This is a genomic window from Aquiflexum sp., from assembly GCF_041749095.1.
Lineage (GTDB): Bacteria > Bacteroidota > Bacteroidia > Cytophagales > Cyclobacteriaceae > Aquiflexum.
In genome coordinates this window covers 1-16,429 of sequence record NZ_JBGTCA010000477.1, presented here as the reverse complement: position 1 = coordinate 16,429, position 16,429 = coordinate 1, and the positions used below count along the sequence as shown (strand labels likewise).

16 protein-coding genes are annotated in these 16,429 nt (G+C 38.8%); 4 read left to right on the top strand and 12 right to left on the bottom strand.

Translation table 11 applies throughout. The features are described 5' to 3' along the window. Window positions 1–186: 186 nt before the first annotated feature. The 8 genes from ACEW8O_RS21825 to ACEW8O_RS21790 all read right to left on the bottom strand — a co-directional run bounded on the left by ACEW8O_RS21825 (window position 187) and on the right by ACEW8O_RS21790 (window position 7,155). Window positions 187–1,329 (bottom strand): lactonase family protein, encoded by a 1,143-nt coding sequence (locus ACEW8O_RS21825; RefSeq protein ID WP_373496749.1) that lies wholly within the window; start codon window positions 1,327–1,329, stop codon window positions 187–189. A gap of 1 nt (window position 1,330) precedes the next feature. Then, window positions 1,331–1,729, bottom strand: coding sequence for a cation:proton antiporter (locus ACEW8O_RS21820; protein ID WP_373496748.1), 399 nt, complete (start codon window positions 1,727–1,729; stop codon window positions 1,331–1,333). Next, window positions 1,722–2,000, bottom strand: a complete 279-nt coding sequence (locus ACEW8O_RS21815; RefSeq protein WP_373496747.1) for a cation:proton antiporter — start codon at window positions 1,998–2,000, stop codon at window positions 1,722–1,724. The genes ACEW8O_RS21820 and ACEW8O_RS21815 overlap by 8 nt, the downstream gene beginning before the upstream one ends. Beyond that, entirely contained in the window at window positions 1,997–2,479 is a 483-nt protein-coding gene (locus ACEW8O_RS21810; RefSeq protein ID WP_373496746.1) for a Na+/H+ antiporter subunit E, read from the bottom strand. Before ACEW8O_RS21810 ends, ACEW8O_RS21815 begins: the two co-directional genes overlap by 4 nt. Next, the gene (locus ACEW8O_RS21805; protein WP_373496745.1) at window positions 2,476–3,999 is read right to left on the bottom strand and encodes a proton-conducting transporter membrane subunit; all 1,524 of its coding nucleotides are present in this window, start codon (window positions 3,997–3,999) and stop codon (window positions 2,476–2,478) included. Before ACEW8O_RS21805 ends, ACEW8O_RS21810 begins: the two co-directional genes overlap by 4 nt. Then, on the bottom strand, window positions 3,996–4,349 hold the full coding sequence (locus ACEW8O_RS21800) for a Na+/H+ antiporter subunit C (protein ID WP_373496744.1): 354 nt from the start codon (window positions 4,347–4,349) through the stop codon (window positions 3,996–3,998). Before ACEW8O_RS21800 ends, ACEW8O_RS21805 begins: the two co-directional genes overlap by 4 nt. Before the next feature lies 1 nt (window position 4,350). After that, on the bottom strand, window positions 4,351–4,761 hold the full coding sequence (locus ACEW8O_RS21795) for a Na+/H+ antiporter subunit B (RefSeq protein WP_373496743.1): 411 nt from the start codon (window positions 4,759–4,761) through the stop codon (window positions 4,351–4,353). Between the two features lie 90 nt (window positions 4,762–4,851). Next, window positions 4,852–7,155, bottom strand: coding sequence for a putative monovalent cation/H+ antiporter subunit A (locus ACEW8O_RS21790; protein ID WP_373496742.1), 2,304 nt, complete (start codon window positions 7,153–7,155; stop codon window positions 4,852–4,854). Between the two features lie 237 nt (window positions 7,156–7,392). On the opposite strand from ACEW8O_RS21790, the gene ACEW8O_RS21785 reads away from it, so the two are divergent. Next, window positions 7,393–9,948: a phosphoenolpyruvate carboxylase gene (locus ACEW8O_RS21785; protein ID WP_373496741.1), complete on the top strand. Its 2,556-nt coding sequence runs from the start codon at window positions 7,393–7,395 to the stop codon at window positions 9,946–9,948. 107 nt (window positions 9,949–10,055) lie between these two features. On the opposite strand, the gene ACEW8O_RS21780 is transcribed toward ACEW8O_RS21785, so the two are convergent. Next, the gene (locus ACEW8O_RS21780) at window positions 10,056–11,537 is read right to left on the bottom strand and encodes a potassium/proton antiporter (protein WP_373496740.1); all 1,482 of its coding nucleotides are present in this window, start codon (window positions 11,535–11,537) and stop codon (window positions 10,056–10,058) included. Window positions 11,538–11,668: 131 nt separating this feature from the next. Between ACEW8O_RS21780 and ACEW8O_RS21775 the strand changes: the two genes are divergently transcribed. The 3 genes from ACEW8O_RS21775 to ACEW8O_RS21765 are packed head-to-tail and all read left to right on the top strand — an operon-like array spanning window position 11,669 to window position 14,821. Next, window positions 11,669–12,487, top strand: coding sequence for a universal stress protein (locus ACEW8O_RS21775; protein ID WP_373496739.1), 819 nt, complete (start codon window positions 11,669–11,671; stop codon window positions 12,485–12,487). Then, on the top strand, window positions 12,484–14,154 hold the full coding sequence (locus ACEW8O_RS21770; protein WP_373496738.1) for a cation:proton antiporter: 1,671 nt from the start codon (window positions 12,484–12,486) through the stop codon (window positions 14,152–14,154). Before ACEW8O_RS21775 ends, ACEW8O_RS21770 begins: the two co-directional genes overlap by 4 nt. Further along, window positions 14,147–14,821, top strand: coding sequence for a potassium channel family protein (locus ACEW8O_RS21765; protein ID WP_373496737.1), 675 nt, complete (start codon window positions 14,147–14,149; stop codon window positions 14,819–14,821). The genes ACEW8O_RS21770 and ACEW8O_RS21765 overlap by 8 nt, the downstream gene beginning before the upstream one ends. A gap of 6 nt (window positions 14,822–14,827) precedes the next feature. On the opposite strand, the gene ACEW8O_RS21760 is transcribed toward ACEW8O_RS21765, so the two are convergent. The 3 genes from ACEW8O_RS21760 to ACEW8O_RS21750 form a co-directional block, all read right to left on the bottom strand. After that, window positions 14,828–15,019 (bottom strand): hypothetical protein, encoded by a 192-nt coding sequence (locus ACEW8O_RS21760; RefSeq protein ID WP_373496736.1) that lies wholly within the window; start codon window positions 15,017–15,019, stop codon window positions 14,828–14,830. 162 nt (window positions 15,020–15,181) lie between these two features. Beyond that, window positions 15,182–15,592, bottom strand: coding sequence for an OsmC family protein (locus ACEW8O_RS21755; protein WP_373496735.1), 411 nt, complete (start codon window positions 15,590–15,592; stop codon window positions 15,182–15,184). Between the two features lie 154 nt (window positions 15,593–15,746). Continuing rightward, a partial coding sequence (locus ACEW8O_RS21750) for an NRAMP family divalent metal transporter (protein ID WP_373496734.1) occupies window positions 15,747–16,429 on the bottom strand: 683 nt, incomplete at its 5' end.

Here is a 16,429-nt window from a genome sequence, read left to right as displayed (position 1 = left end):
AAAAAACTTAACTTTTCCTGTGTTCATGATAAATTTGTAATTGAATTAATAATGCCCAAAGGTAAGGATAGTTTTAATAAATAAAACTATTGAACTAAAATAATTTCAAAGTATTTTGTCCATAAAGCAGAAAATTATTCTAAATCAGGGTCATTTTTGGTACTATTCTTCCTGTTTTTTCTGAAATCAATCCAGCCCAAAAAAGTAAACGGGCTTATTGATAGAGACGGTCAATTCTGTTTTTATAAGTTTTCCGGTTTTTTGGTCTCTTTCAAATACAATGATATTATTTGATCCTTGATTTGCTGCTATCAGGTATTCCCCGTCTTTGGTTATTGCGAAATTCCGTGGAGTTTCCCCGCCTGTATCCACTCTTTCCACAAAGGTTACATTGCCATCTCTTCCGATTGAAAAGACTGAGATGTCATTGGCATCACCACGATTTGATGCATATACAAACTTTGCATCAGGTGAAATCCTTACTTCAGCAGCACCCACATTTCCGGTGAACCCTTCTCCTGTCAATGGGGCGATTTGCTTTTTGGCCATCTGTCCATCATCATAGGAATAGACCCCCAATTCAGCACTCATTTCATGTATCATGTAAACGGTTTTCCCGTCAGGATGAATAGCCAAATGCCTTGGACCTGCACCTGGGCTAACTTCTAAGTAAGGCTCTGGAGCAGGATTGAAAGGAACTGCATAAGTAGGATTAAAATCATAGATGAAAATTTTATCAGCCCCAAGATCGCCGACAAGCATCTGTTCACCGTTAGGGTGAAAAACTACGCTGTGCACGTGTGATTTGTCCTGTCTTCCTGAAACCACGCTTTGCCCTTCATGCTGTTGGGTCTGAACATGTTCAAGCATTCCATTATTGAGTTTATAGACTGCAAAATTACCTCCTGAATAATTCCCCACTGCCAAAAATTCTTCATTGGGATCAAGGGTCAGATAACACGGGTGATTTCCAAATGTATCTTTGGTATCAAGCAACTCCAAAGTGTTGTTTTCTCTATCAAATTTAAATGATTTTACTTTCCCGCCATTTTCTCCGCCTGTTTCTTCTACAGCATAAACATAAGTTTGGGCCCTGTTGCTGACCAGAAATGATGGGTTCTTGACACCTGCAGCAATGACTTCCATTGATATTAGATTTTCTTCGGGATTGAAAGTCAATAGAGCAATACCTTCTTCATCAGAATCTGTGTAAGATCCAACGAGGAATTCATATTTTATATCTGCTTTTTGCTCTTGGGGAGTTTCGTCACAGGAATTGGTCATAATTATGGCTGCTAACAGCATGAGGGATAGTTTGATTTTCTTCATATCAGGTGGATTTATCGGTTATTTCGGGTTTGATGGAAGTATCGTGATCTTCACTGTACAGTTCATGAGTTTCAGGATCATATTGCCCTGCCAGTTCATCAATTTTGGTTCCACTCCAGATAGGTGTTTTTGTAAAATAGGCAGACCGCATCAGCATGTGACCTCCAATCGGTGCTGTCAGAAAAATAAACAAAATGATGGAAATTACCCGGGTAGTCACAGAAATGTCTGCGAAATAAACTGCGGCGGATGCCAAAATCAACCCGAGTCCCAAGGTGGCAGCCTTTGTGGTGACATTGATCCTAAGATACACATCAGGCTTTGTTAACATGGCAATAGCCGTTGAAAGCACAAACAACGCTCCCATGGTGGATAATATCATAATCAATATTTCATTCATCTTTTTTCTCCCTTTGTTCCATAAAATAAGCAAAAGCCACCGTACCCAAAAATGCTATTAAAGCAAAAAGCATGGCTATATCCAAAAAGGTACTCTGATCATTTTGCATGCTGTAAACAGCAATAATACCAATCGAAATCAAAATCAGCATATCCAGGGAAATAACCCTGTCTCCAATACTTGGTCCCTTCAGAAAGCGGATAAACACCAATATCAAGGATAAACCCAATATAGGGATAAGTATATAATTATAGTATTCCTGTAAACTCATCTCATCAAATCGATTAATGTTTTTTCGAAATCACCCTTAATTCCCTGGATAAAGGCCGCTTTGTCATTGCAATGGATCACATGTATGTACATGACTTTTTTGTCATCAGAAACATCCAGGACCATAGTCCCGGGTGTCAGACATATAAGGTTGGCCAGAAAAGTGATTTCCAGGTCACTTTCAGCATCAAGTGGGAATTTTATGATGGCAGGTGAAAGTCTCGATTTTGAATACAGGGATTCTTTGACGGTCTGAAGATTGGCTAAGATGATTTTCCAAAATACAAACAGGATAAAGACAATCAATCTGGGCAATACAGTAAAGTATTTATTACTGTCTTTTCGATGGTAAGTAATCACCCAAAGAATGCCAAAACTGATCAGGAAGCCAAAGACAAAATTCTCCTCCGTCAGCTTCCCAGTGGCAAAGAGCCAGACAGTTGCCAGTAAAATATTGCTTAAAAATAGGGATTTGGTCATGATTTGATGTTCTTTAGTCCCAATACAGTTTCAATATACAAAGAGGGATCCATAAGTTCCCCGGCAATCTGTTTGGCAAGGACGATTATATTTTCGGCCCAAAAACCAATGTACAATGAAATCATTGAAAGGAAGATAATGGGCAGGACATAAGCCCATTGTTCTTTTTTTCCAAGTTCATTAAAATAAATACCATTTGCCTTCACTGGAAGGTTTATGCCAGGCTTCCAGAACACCTCTGCCCATACTTTGCCTATTACCCAAAGGGTAAGAAATGATCCAAGGATCACAAATGCTACTAATGCATACTCACTTGCTTCCAAACCTCCTTGAATAAAAAAGATTTTTGCCCAGAATCCGGAAAGAGGGGGGATGCCAACCAGAGAAAATAGCGGGATTGCCATAAGCAGGGAAAGAAGAGGATAAGAAGTATACATTCCTCCCAAAGCCTTGATATTTTGTGTACCGTTGATTTTTAGAATCAGCCCCGAAACCATAAACAAATTGGTTTTGACGATGATATCGTGGATCAGGTAGAAAATAGTACCTACGATGGCCATCTCTGTCATCATTCCCAAACCTGCCATCATAAAGCCAATGTGGCAAATGATAAAATAGCCGAAGATTTTACCTATATGTTCATGGTAAAGTGCACCAAGGCCCCCGGAAAGAATGGTCAGGGCAGCCATGACCGATAAGACGATGCCCAGGAATTCATCCCCGACGAATATCAGGGTGAAAGTCCTTACCATAGCATAGACACCTACCTTGGTAAGCAATCCTCCAAAAATGGCGGCAACAGCAGGTGGTGGGGTGTGGTAAGAGGCAGGAAGCCAGAAATACAAGGGGAATACTGCGGATTTGATCCCAAATGCAACCAAAAACAAACTTGCTGTTACATTGACCAAGCCCCTATTTTCAATTTTCTGTACAATAATAGCCAGATCAGCCATGTTAAGAGAACCGGTCAAACCATATAAGAAAGCAATGCCGATAAGAAAAAAAACTGAGGCCAAAAGGTTTAAAGCAACATATTTGATGGCTCCTTCTAATTGGGCTTTTTTGCCACCTATGGTGATCAAAACAAAAGAGGAAATAATGATGACTTCAAACCAGACATATAGATTGAATATGTCGCCTGTCAAAAAAGCACCCTGAAGCCCCATCAATAGGAAGTGAAGCATGGGGTAATATCCAAACTTTAACCTTTCCTCACTGATGCTTCCAAAAGAAAAAACCGAAACGGCAAATCCTGCAATAGCGGTCAGTAAAACCAGGGTCACCGCAAATGCATCTGCCACAAAGGTGATTCCAAAGGGCGCAGACCAGTTTCCGGCCTGGGTTACCTGAATCCCCTGATGATAGACCAATATGAATATCCAAATTGCTATGCCCAGCCCAAAAAGAGTAAGCAGCAAGCTCAATATTTTTTGGACTTTGGTAAAACTCCATAGGAACAACAGGACTACAGCGGAAGCCAGTTGGAAAATTATTGGTGAAATAATCCAAATATTACTCATATTTCTTCATCGGTTGAATTCAGTTCATCCAGATCATCTGTTCCGAGCACCTTATAGACTCTTTTGATCAGGATAATGGCAAAGGATTGTAAGCCAAAGCCAATGACAATTGCAGTAAGGATCAAAGCTTGGGGCAGGGGATCGGCATATATTTCAGAAAATACTTTTGCAGATTCGTCGATTACCGGGGGATGTCCTTTGACCAGTTTGCCCAATAGAAATATCAGTAAGTTGACCCCATTTCCCAATAGGATCAGGCCTATGATCATTTTGAACATGCTTCGTCGGAGCAACATGTAAATGCCTGCAGAATGCAAAAGTCCAATAATAAATATCAGCAGTAATTCCATATCAGATAGTTTCAGAAATTGAAAACATGATGGTCAATGTGGATCCTATCACTATCAAATAAACTCCTATATCAAAAAACAGGGCAGATCCTACCATACCGACCATTATAAGTGGTTCCTCAAACCAAAGCCCCGTCATTATCGGAAGACCAATTACAAAAGGACTTACAGCAGCAAGAATAGTTATTGCAAGGCCAATGGGCATCAGATATCGTGGATTCAATTTGACTATGTTCCGTGTTTCTTTCAGGCCAAAGGCAAATGAATATAACATAAAGGCCAATGCTGCCATCAATCCACCAACAAAGCCCCCACCGGGCAAATAATGGCCACGAAGGAGAATGAATATTGAAAACATCAATAAGAGTGGTAATAAATAATTTGATGCTGTTTTAAATATTAATGATTTCATATGTATATAAATGTTTTTAAGGGGTCATATGGAACCTCGCAAATTTTAATCATACCTCTATGTGTCGCTTGCGTCATGCTCGGTTTCATCTCAGTCTTTTTTTGAAGGGTTAAGGTCAAGTTTCAACAAACTTAAAACCCCCAATGCAGCAATGACCAGCACTACTGTCTCTACCATCGTGTCAATACCACGGAAGTCAACCAGAATTACATTGACTACATTTTTGCCTTTGGCCAGCAGATAGGAACTTTCTGCATAAAAATCCGAAACCTCTGATGAAGAAGGGGCTTCAAATACTTCCAATGCCAATACTGAAATCAGGGTACCAAACATAAGGGAAAAAAACGCATCCCTGATCCTGGTTTTCCTGGAAGAGAAGGTCGTATTTTTGGGAAGCCGAAAGAGCACCAACATGAAAAGCAAAACCGTCAATGTATCAATCGAAAACTGGGTCATGGCCAGATCAGGAGCTGAATAATATAAAAAGAACAGACAGATGGCAAGTCCTATAATCCCCAAAGCCACAATCACCCCTGTCCTGGTAGGTGAAAACAAGGCAAAAAAGATAGAGGTGACCATCAGGATGACCACGATTAATTCCGAAGGGGTAATCTGTGAAATCTGAGTCCAATCTAAGTGGATATCTACCCCGAAAAATAGCCTGTACCCGGCCAAAATGGTTACAAATATCAAAATGGAGATCACATAGTTTCTCAGATACCCATTTTGGAAAAAGTTGGTCCAAAATTTCGCAAAACCAAGAAATAAATTTCCAAAGGCATTGGCCAGTTCAATTGGTGCTATAGATTCAAATTTTTTGGTTTTTTCCAATAGTCCATTAGAAGGCTTAAGGAAAAAATACAAGCCAAATCCCAGGGCCAAGGTCAGGGCACTAAGGCCCAATGGCCAGTTCAGCCCATGCCACAAAGCAAGGTGGATTTCCGGTGCATTTGGCATGATACTGCTGTACACAGACTGAATGAATGACTCGATGATAATTGGTGCCGTACCAAAAAGCACACATAGTATCGCCATTAATAAAGGGGGAACCCAAAGTAATGGACTTGGCAAGTGGACTTTTTCATATTCAGAAGGCAACTGCCCGGTAAATGGCCTGACACCTACCCAAAAACCCGCAACAAAAAGTAATGCTTTGGTCAAAACAATCAAAGCAGTCAATAGTATTGCCCATTTGCCAAAATGAAATGTAGCCTCATACATCACTTCCTTGCTGATAAAACCCAATAACAAAGGGATACCGGCACTGGATAATGCTGCTAAAAAGCCGGCGATGGCAACAGGTTTCATGACTTTTTGCAATCCGCCCAAGCGGGTGACATCCCTGGTACCCGTTTCATGGTCAATGATACCGGTGACCAAAAACAAGGTGGCTTTGTACAAAGCATGGGTAACTATAAACAAAGCTGCGCCCAACAAGGCATCTTCAGTGCCCAAACCGATCAGAAACACCAAAATTCCCAAAGCGGATATGGTGGAATATGCCAAAATACTTTTCAGGTCTATCCTAAAAAGAGAATGAACAGCCGCAAAAATCATCGTGATTGCACCTACAGTAATCAAAGTGCTGTTCCACCAATAAGTATCCCCCAATAATGGTGTAAACCTTGCCAACAGGTAAATCCCAGCTTTGACCATAGTAGCGGAATGCAGGTAGGTGCTGACTGGAGTAGGGGCCTTCATCGCTCCCGGTAGCCAAAAATGGAAAGGGAACTGGGCTGATTTGGTAAATGCACCAATAAACACCAATCCTATGATCCAAAGGTAACTACTGCTTGATTTGATGATTTCTGGGGAACTGAGCAGCTCTGTAAATGAATAACTGTCCCCTACAGAAGCAATAACAATGATTCCTGCCAACAAAACCAAGCCGCCCATTCCGGTTACCCCCAAAGCGGTAAGGGCACTTTTTCTGGATTCAGGATCCTCATTGTTGAATCCGATCAAAAAGAAGGAACTTATACTGGTCAGTTCCCAAAAAACAAACATGGTCATCAGATTATCCGATAGGACAAGGCCCAGCATGGATGCCATAAACATGGCAAGATAACCGTAGAATCTGTCCAGGTATTGGTGTCCTTTCAGGTAATTGGCTGTATATAGAAACACTAAAGAACCTATCCCGGTAATCATCAAAGCAAACAACATGGACAAACCATCCAATCTGAAATCAAGGTCAATTCCCATACTTGGAACCCAGAGATAACTGAACATTTTATGGGAACTCAACTTTATTTGATTCAGATAACTGATAAAATAAACGAACAGCACAATAGGCAAAGCGGAAAAAACAAAGGGAATGGTTTTTTTGAGATATTTACTGAAAAAGGGCACTAGAGCGGCTATTAAAAAACCGGAAAGCACTGCCAATATCATTGCAAAGAGTTGTTGGTTAGAAATCTTTTTAAAGTACTAATGTATCAATTTAAACAAACATACTTACTTATTTATCCTTAATAAGTTTACCATTATTATTTTATCTATTTCGAATAAAAAAGCCTTTAAATTAAAAATACATCAAAAAAACAAGGTTTTTATTGAAGAATTGAGTGTTTATTCCTTCAATTGGTTATTTTTTTCTAAATTCACATCATCAAAACCATTATACCTAACATGTCAAAAAACAACTACCAAACCGAAGTATCCAAAAGGTTCACCATCTACAACAGTCTTTTTTTGGATCTACCCTTTAGCGACATCCACAGAACGGGTACATTACTGCCGATCCTGTCGAGTAAATGCCAGGAAGGATATGAAAAAGACAAAAACCCCAAGGAAATCATTGAAGGATTTTTTGCTGAAATGATGGCGGCAAACAGTAAAGAAGAGCGTCATAACCTCTTGTTTAAAATGGTACAATATGTCGAGAGACAAGTTGTACTTTTCGACTCCATTGAAGATGCAGCCTTCGAAAAAATCCATGATGTCAAAGGTAAAGGAAGCATCAATGCCCTGATTACCAGGGTAGAAAATGATAGAAAAAAAGAAGCTTTAATTGAAAAGTTAAAAACCTTTTCTGTCAGATTGACCCTTACAGCGCATCCGACCCAGTTTTACCCGGGCAATGTATTGGGGATTATTACAGACTTAGAGACTGCTATTAGGGACAATGATCTGGGAAATATTGATCTCCTTTTACAGCAATTGGGAAAAACTGCTTTTATCAACAAAGAGAAGCCAACTCCATTAGATGAGGCAGTCAGTTTGATCTGGTTTTTGACCAATGTGTTTTACCAAAGCATTCCTGACATTCTTACCAAGACGCTCAAAGCACTTGAAATTCCATTAAATGAATGGGATAATCCAGGTTTGTTAAAAGTCGGTTTTTGGCCGGGAGGGGACAGAGATGGCAATCCTTTTGTGACACACGATATCACTGTCAAAGTAGCCGAGAAGCTCCAAAAATGGATCATCCGATGTTATTATAGAGATGTCAGAAAGTTGAGAAAAAGACTGACATTCAAAAATGTTGAACCTGTTATGTTGAAAGTCGAAAATGGGCTTTTCAACTCACTTTTTGAAAATCAGAACTATTATAAAAGTAAAGAAGATTTGTTATCTGATTTGCTGGAAGCCAGAAAGGGATTAGTTGAATTCCATGAGGGTCTGTTTTTGGATCAATTGGACGAATTTATTCTAAAAGTGAAAATTTTCGGTTTCCACTTTGCCAATATGGATGTCCGTCAGGACAGCAGAAAGCATGATGCCTTATGGGATGAAATCATTGAAATCAATCTGGGAAAAAATGAACTTAAATCTTACCATAAGCTATCCGAGGAGCAAAAGATCGATTATATATTGAATTTTGAAAAGCTCCCAGCGGTCTCAGAACTGAAGGATGAATTTCATCAGGAAATGCTCAAAAGTTTTGATGCCGTCAGGGAAGTTCAAAAGAACAACGGCGAAGATGGATTGCACAGGTATATTATTTCCAATTGTCAATCTGTATTGCATATGCTGGAAGTATATCAATTGGCGAAATTGAATTTGCTTGATCAGGACAATCTGTTGCCCATAGATATTGTACCACTTTTTGAAACCATCGATGACCTGGCGAAAGCCCCCGCCATCATGGAAAAATTATATCAAAATAAAGCTTATAATGCCCACCTAAAAAACAGGGGATTGAAGCAGACGATTATGTTGGGCTTTTCTGACGGAACCAAAGATGGGGGTTATATTCGGGCCAATTGGTCTATTTTGAGGGCCAAGGAGGAACTGACCAAAATTTCCAGAAAGTATGATGTCAGCGTGGTGTTCTTTGATGGAAGGGGAGGACCGCCGGCCAGAGGTGGTGGAAACATGCACAATTTCTATGCTTCCCTAGGTCAGGATGTGGAAAATGAGGAAATACAAGTGACCATTCAAGGTCAGACCATATCTGCCAATTATGGCAAACCTGTCTCTTGTACTTACAACCTTGAACAGTTGCTCTGCGCAGGAATAGAAAATGAATTATACCCTTCCTCAGAAAAAGGTCTGGATAAAGCAGAAAGGGCTTTGATTGATAAAATGGCAGATGTTTCATACCAGTTTTATAAAGAATTCAAAAGCCACCCTCAATTTTTACCATACTTGGAACATGTAACTCCTTTGAAATACTTTGGTCAGGTAAACATAGGGTCTAGACCCCTGAAGAGAGGAAAAGATGCCGGATTGAAGTTTGATGACCTTAGGGCCATACCATTTGTCGGTTCTTGGGCACAGATGAAACAGAATATCCCCGGATTCTTCGGAGTTGGTGCGGCTTTGGAGTCGCTCCAAAAAGAAGGAAAATTTGAGGATGCAAAAAAATTGTACCAAAACTCATTGTTCTTTAGGTCTCTTTTGGGCAATTCCATGCAGTCTTTGGCCAAATCTTTTTATAAGTCAACAGCATACCTTAAAGACAATCCCAAGTATGCTGACCTTTGGAACCTGATGTTCAAAGAATATAAAAGAACCATCAAGATGCTTTTGGAGGTTTCCGATATGGACACCTTACTTCAGGATAATCCCACCTCCAAAGAGTCCATTGCCATCAGGGAAAAAATTGTCCTTCCTGTGATCACCATTCAGCAGTATGCCATACAGAGTATGTTGGAATCAGGCAAAGAGGACCGTGTCCTTCAGATGTTGATTTTGCGGACTATGTTTGCCATCATCAATGCGGCGAGGAATGCGGCGTAAAAGAATAGAAGATCACTTATAATAACCCAAAAGATCACTTTTCTGCAAATTATTATTTGATAGAAAAGTGATCTTTTGGCATTTTTGTTAAGGCTTAAAGAAGTAAATTATTCCTCATCCAATTCCGGTTCTTCCATTTTTAAAGCCAGATAAACATTCGTTAAAGAGACTTCACTTTCGGCCAATACGATCAACTGATCATTTTTTTCTATTGAGGTGTTTCCATTTGGGGTGATAAATTCCCCTTCTCTTTTGATCATGGCTATTATGGCGTTTTTTGGGAAACCTATCTCCAATATTTTCTTTCCAACAATCTCATTATTGCCATCAACAGTTATTTCTACCATAGCAGTTTTTGGTGTTTCATTCAAAAATGAATCTACCGCCGATTTAGGTTTCAATTTAGCGGGAAGCAATACATTGAGCAATTCTGCAACTTTTGAAAGGGTAGTGCCCTGAATAATTACAGAGGTGACCGAAATAAAGAAAACGATATTGAAAATAATGGGAGCTTTTTCAATTCCGGCAATCAAGGGATAAGTAGCAAACACAATCGGTACAGCACCTCTCAAACCAACCCAAGAAATATACAAGCGTCTTCGGAATTTCATTTTGAAAGGTATTAGAGAAATCAAAACGCCTATTGGCCTTGCGACAAAAATTAAAAATAATGAGGCTGCAATACCTAAACCCAGCAAGGGGATGATTTCGCTGGGATTCACCAAAAGCCCCAAGGTCAAAAACAACACAATCTGCATCAACCAGGCTATTCCATCATAAAGTTTTAAAATTGTCCTTTTATGAATAAGATCCTGGTTTCCAAGATAGACAGCACAAAGATAGACAGCCAAGAATCCATTTCCTCCCAGGAAATCGGTTACCGAAAAAGTCACAAACATCAGAGAAATAACCAACACAGGATAAAGACCCTCAAATCCCAAATTGATTTTATTGATGGAGAATTTACTTATCCACCCAAATCCAAGACCAAGAATTCCACCTAAGATCATTTGCCTAAAAAATGTTATGGCCAATTCCCAGGGAGACATATCCGGGTTCATTACAAGGCCCAGAAAAGAGATTGTCAGCACATAAGCCATTGGATCATTACTTCCACTTTCAAGTTCCAACGTTGAGCGCAGTCTGTATTTTAATGCCAGACTTTTTGACCGGAGAATTGAGAAAACTGCCGCTGCATCTGTAGAGGAAACAATTGCTCCCAAAAGCAATGCTTCATAAATAGTAAAATCTGAAATCATCCAAAAAAACAAACCCAAAGAAATGGCTGTCAAAAACACACCAAAAGTCGAAAGCATGATTCCCTGGCCCAAAACAGGTTTGATCGAACTCCAGTTTGTATCCAAACCTCCTGAAAACAAAATGAAATTCAGTGAGACTATTCCTATAAACTGCGCTGTGCCCGGATTATCGAATTGAATTCCCAATCCGTCTGCACCGGCTATTATGCCTATCGCCAAAAATAGTATTAATGTGGGTACGCCAAATTTATAGGAAGTTTTGCCTGCAAGAATACTCACAAAGAGTAAAATTGACCCAATCAATAATATGTTTTCTGTTGATAAATTCATTCCCTAAAACAGATTGATTGCCAAAACTAATGAAAAAATGAAAGATCCCTTTTTGATTCACATTTAAACTCTTTTTTATTTTATGGGAACATTATAATCAAAATCAGTAATTTGAATTCAAATTTGAAATTATGCCTGATACCATATTTGTACCCATAGATTTTTCAGCGTTTACGGACCAGCAATTAAGACTTGCCAAAAATTGGGCAATTTGGCTTGATGCTGAATTAAGAGTTGTCCATCAAATGGAGGATCCAATTCCTTCTTTGGCTTCCAATGCCATTAGGCATCAGATCCATTATGAAAATAAAAGAGTGATTTCACAGGAGTGGTTTAAACTCCAAAGCGAAATATTTGGTGAAAATGGTAAGGTGAGCTTTGAACCCATCAGTCAGAACCTGATTAAATATTTAGAGGAGAAAACCCAAAATTCATCTGAAAGTCTGATTATTATGGGGTTGAAGGGAACCGGAAAGCTGGAACAGATATTTTTGGGAAGTAGGGTAACAGAAGTTGTTGAAAGACTTGATCAAATCGTCATTGCAGTTCCTAAAACCAAAACCGAAATAATTCCTAAAAAATTAATGATAGGTGCAAACCCCAAGTACCCATTTAATATAGAGCAATTGAATAGTTTTCTTGATAAAATTGAGGGCTTGGTTGAGGAAATCATGTTGATCAATTTTGCTGAGGAAAATGATAATTTACTGGATTTGGAGAATTATTTGAATGAAATTAAATCAAAAATAAAATCCCATGCTCAAATTTCTACCAGAATTTATACCGGGGATAAATTCAAAAATGAAGCATTTGACGAATTTGAAGCCGCAGAAAACTGTTACCTTATCCTACAAAAAGGAGGCAGGACATTTAAGGATAAAATTTTCAGGAAATTCATGATCAATGAATTGGTTTACCGTGCATCAATACCTCTTATCATCATACCATGAATTGGTTAGTTGAGATTTCGCAGAACCCATTTTTGGAATATGCCATCATACTTTTTCTTGCTGCATTATTGGGAGCGATCGGACAGTTCTTCAAGCAACCACTAATTGTAATGTTCATTTTTTTGGGAGTTGTTGTTGGTCCATCATTTTTGAATATCGTCCACTCAAAGGAAAACATCAAACTTCTGGCAGAAATAGGTATTTCCATTTTGCTTTTTATAGTTGGATTGAAACTTGATCTGAGGCTTATCAAATCGACAGGTAAAATTGCATTGATGACCGGATTGGGTCAGGTCCTGTTTACATCTCTTTTCGGATATTTCATTGGTTTAGGATTTGGTTTTTCAAGTTTGCAAAGCTTCTACATTGCTGTTGCACTTACTTTTTCCAGTACAATTATCATTGTAAAGCTTTTATCTGACAAAAAGGAAATCGATTCCCGTCATGGACAGATAGCTCTTGGATTTCTGATAGTACAGGATATAGTAGTTATTTTGGTGATGATTGTGCTGGCAACTATTGGTAGACAAAGTGAAGCTTCCGTGCCTGTGGAAATTCTCAAAACTCTTTTATACAGTTTGATATTTGTGGTATTTACATTTTTGGCGATGAAATACCTTATCCCCCGAATCAGTCATTTTCTTGCTAAATCCACCGAACTGCTTACACTGTTTTCCATAGCTTGGGCAGTATCTCTAGCGGGAATCAGTGATGCAATAGGTTTTAGTGGTGAGGTGGGTGCTTTTTTGGCGGGAGTCACTCTGACATCCTCACCATTCAAAGATGTAATCAGCGGAAGACTCGTCAGTTTGAGGGATTTTCTTTTGCTTTTCTTTTTTGTCCACCTTGGTTCAAACCTGGATTTATCTGCCATTGGATCTCAAATCTTGCCTTCATTTATTTTCTCTGTTTTCGTATTGATCGGTAATCCGATTATCGTTTTGATCATCATGGGTCTAATGGGGTATAGAAAAAGAACATCGTTTCTGGCAGGCCTTACGGTAGCACAGATCAGCGAATTCTCTTTGATTTTTGCGGGGCTGGGCCTGGCAGTTGGACATATCAATGAGGAAATTTTGGGGCTTATTACTTTGGTCGGAATGATTACAATAGCCCTTTCGACTTACAAGATATTATATTCACATCAGCTTTATGAGTTGCTTTCTCCGTTTTTAAGTGTTTTCGAAAAGAAAAAACCTATGGTTGACCAATTATATAATGATAAGTTCGATGGAGATTATGCCATTATAATTATAGGTCTTGGTAGGTTTGGAAGTGAATTGGTAAGAAGAATAGAAGCAAATTCGAAAGACAAATATTTCGGTGTTGATTTTGATCCAAGCGTTGTCAAAAAATTCAGAGAAAAAGATAAGCCGGTGATTTATGGCGATCTGGAAGATCCTGACCTATTTTCCCATTTGCCACTTCAGAAGGCCAAATGTTTTATCAATACAGTACCAAATTCCGAATTTGCAGCCCACAGTATCCAAAGACTAAAAAGGTTGAATTTCAAAGGGAAAATATTTTTAACTGCATTACAGCCTACAGATCAGTTTCAGCTTGAGGGTCTGGGTGCAGACAGTATCCTTATGCCGTATCAATTGGCTGCTTCTAATTTTTATAACGAATATCTCCGCCCTAACTTAAAGAAGTCTATTTATGAATAATTTCTTTCAAAAGACCAAAAACTATTGGGTGTCAGATGCATCTTTCGTCACGTTATTGGGAATGCTTCTCTTTACAGTTTTTATTTTACCGGTGATGATTGATAGGGAAGGGGATTCAACTATCTTTCTCAATATCATGATTATCCTTCTTTTTTGTGTAGGACTTTTTTCAGCCATGGAGAAAGGCTTTTTGATTGCCAGTATTTCCATGGTCACCATTCATTTATTGTTAAGGATGATTCGATTTACGGACAATCCCTATGAGTTTTACCTCTTGGAAAGAATTGTGATTATTCTAAACCTCACACTTTTAATCATCATCAATACAAGATTACTTTTCCGGGATCAGGAAGTAAATACATACAGGGTGGTGGGTGCAGTCAATGTGTATTTATTGGTTGCATTGGCAGGAGCATTTGGATTTGAAGTGATCCAATTACTTGCCGGAGATTCTATTGGAGGTGAAATTAAAATTTCAGGAATGGATGTGAATTATGGGGATTACATGTATTTCAGTTTGGTCAGTATTTCTACAATAGGATTTGGAGATCTTTATCCTATTAATATGTCTTCAAAAATGCTTTCTGTTTTTTTGTCTGCTTTGGGAATATTATATCCTGCAGTAGTCATTGCCAAATTGGTTTCTTTTGCCACCGAGAAAAAATGATGGAAACTATGAGCGTTTGTTCAATTCCTTTTTGATACCGGAAATGTTTGAAGCATTGATTGCGATCACAGCTATCATTACAGTGATGGAAATAACTCCAGCGAGATTAGTTTCAGTCCATTTATCCATGTAGAGGACATAAAACAGATATCCAAAAAACATAACAATCACAAAGCTTAGAATAAAATTGATAGCCATTAGCGTCTTAATTTTGCTATTGAGCTCTTCGTTGCTAAAATTTGCTAAATTCCGTAAGGGCATATTTCAATAAATCATTATAGATTAGGTGGTAACGGCTATAATCAAAATGTAGGAATCCGTCGGAAAATTTTTATTTGAACTCCCGACGGATTCCTTCCATCAATTCAATGTGGATTCAACCACTATTTCAGTATCAAGAAGTTTGGATACAGGACAGTTTTTCTCTGCATCCTTAACCAGCTCGTCAAATTTTTCCTTAGAAATATCTTTAACCTTTGCTTTCAACACGAGTTTTGACTGGCTAATGGCTCCATCTCCTAAGGTAATGGTTCCTTCTACATGTAATTCCTCAGGTTCAAAACCCGCACCGGTAAGGTTGAAACTTAGTTTCATGGCAAAACATCCTGCATGTGCAGCTGCTATAAGTTCTTCGGGGTTGGTTCCTTTTCCTTCTTCAAATCTTGAACTGAAAGAATATTGGGTTTTGTCCAAAACCCCTGTTTGAGTGGTCAAATGTCCTTTACCTTCTTTTCCGGTTCCTTGCCATACGGCTGTTGCTTTTCTTTTCATTTTGTTTTTTTAATTATACTTTAAAATATAAGAATTGGTACTACTAATTGTGAAAGCTTTAAGTTACCAAAAAAAATACCTTTAAGTAAATTCTAGGCCTGACAATTTGAAGAAGATGTAAATTATGTAATACTACCAACCAAAAATAAACTGTTTATACCCAACACATCACCTTTCCTACACTAATTGCACCCAAAACCAAAGTGACCAACCAAATGGCAATACCAATGATATTCAATAGGAATGAATTTACATTGCCCTGCATCACCGGTTTTTTATTTACCAACCAAAGAATGTAGGCACTTAATAAAGGAAGCAAAATACCATTGGCCAATTGGGCAAAAGTGATCAACTGAACAGGTTTGATGCCCAAGGAAGAAAACAACAAACCCAATCCCAAAATGCAGATAATACTGATCCGCATGGGCATTTTTCGGATGTCATTGGACCAACCAAAACAATCTACAACCACCAATGAACCTGCCAAAGGGGCGGTTATCGCAGAAGTAATCCCTGCTGCGAACAATCCAAATGCTATAAAATATTTGGCTGCAACTCCCATAATAGGTTCAAGGCCAATTGCCAAATCTGCGGCATTATTGACTTCCATCGCTTCTCCTGCGGCAGCTGTGATGATGATGGCCATGGAAACCAATCCTCCCAATACAACCGCAACAATGGTATCCACCCTGACATATTTTAGATCTTCAATTTTTGCCCATCGTTTGGCTACCAAGGAAGAATGGAGAAAGAGGTTGTATGGCACGACCGTTGTTCCGATCAATGCCACGATGGTTAGGATATTGGAGGAATCAATGCCGGGAATGAATCCATTAA

What these genes read in the sequence shown, in the direction of transcription:
- ACEW8O_RS21820 (WP_373496748.1), bottom strand. Translation starts at nt 1,729, where the DNA reads ATGAATGAAATATTGATTATGATATTATCCACCATGGGAGCGTTGTTT.
- ACEW8O_RS21755 (WP_373496735.1), bottom strand. Translation starts at nt 15,592, where the DNA reads ATGAAAAGAAAAGCAACAGCCGTATGGCAAGGAACCGGAAAAGAAGGT.
- ACEW8O_RS21790 (WP_373496742.1), bottom strand. Translation starts at nt 7,155, where the DNA reads ATGATATTGGCAGTGCTTTCCGGTTTTTTAATAGCCGCTCTAGTGCCC.
- ACEW8O_RS21785 (WP_373496741.1), top strand. Translation starts at nt 7,393, where the DNA reads ATGTCAAAAAACAACTACCAAACCGAAGTATCCAAAAGGTTCACCATC.
- ACEW8O_RS21825 (WP_373496749.1), bottom strand. Translation starts at nt 1,329, where the DNA reads ATGAAGAAAATCAAACTATCCCTCATGCTGTTAGCAGCCATAATTATG.
- ACEW8O_RS21760 (WP_373496736.1), bottom strand. Translation starts at nt 15,019, where the DNA reads ATGGCTATCAATTTTATTCTAAGCTTTGTGATTGTTATGTTTTTTGGA.
- ACEW8O_RS21800 (WP_373496744.1), bottom strand. Translation starts at nt 4,349, where the DNA reads ATGGAATTACTGCTGATATTTATTATTGGACTTTTGCATTCTGCAGGC.
- ACEW8O_RS21775 (WP_373496739.1), top strand. Translation starts at nt 11,669, where the DNA reads ATGCCTGATACCATATTTGTACCCATAGATTTTTCAGCGTTTACGGAC.
- ACEW8O_RS21815 (WP_373496747.1), bottom strand. Translation starts at nt 2,000, where the DNA reads ATGAGTTTACAGGAATACTATAATTATATACTTATCCCTATATTGGGT.
- ACEW8O_RS21765 (WP_373496737.1), top strand. Translation starts at nt 14,147, where the DNA reads ATGAATAATTTCTTTCAAAAGACCAAAAACTATTGGGTGTCAGATGCA.
- ACEW8O_RS21810 (WP_373496746.1), bottom strand. Translation starts at nt 2,479, where the DNA reads ATGACCAAATCCCTATTTTTAAGCAATATTTTACTGGCAACTGTCTGG.
- ACEW8O_RS21770 (WP_373496738.1), top strand. Translation starts at nt 12,484, where the DNA reads ATGAATTGGTTAGTTGAGATTTCGCAGAACCCATTTTTGGAATATGCC.
- ACEW8O_RS21780 (WP_373496740.1), bottom strand. Translation starts at nt 11,537, where the DNA reads ATGAATTTATCAACAGAAAACATATTATTGATTGGGTCAATTTTACTC.
- ACEW8O_RS21795 (WP_373496743.1), bottom strand. Translation starts at nt 4,761, where the DNA reads ATGAAATCATTAATATTTAAAACAGCATCAAATTATTTATTACCACTC.
- ACEW8O_RS21805 (WP_373496745.1), bottom strand. Translation starts at nt 3,999, where the DNA reads ATGAGTAATATTTGGATTATTTCACCAATAATTTTCCAACTGGCTTCC.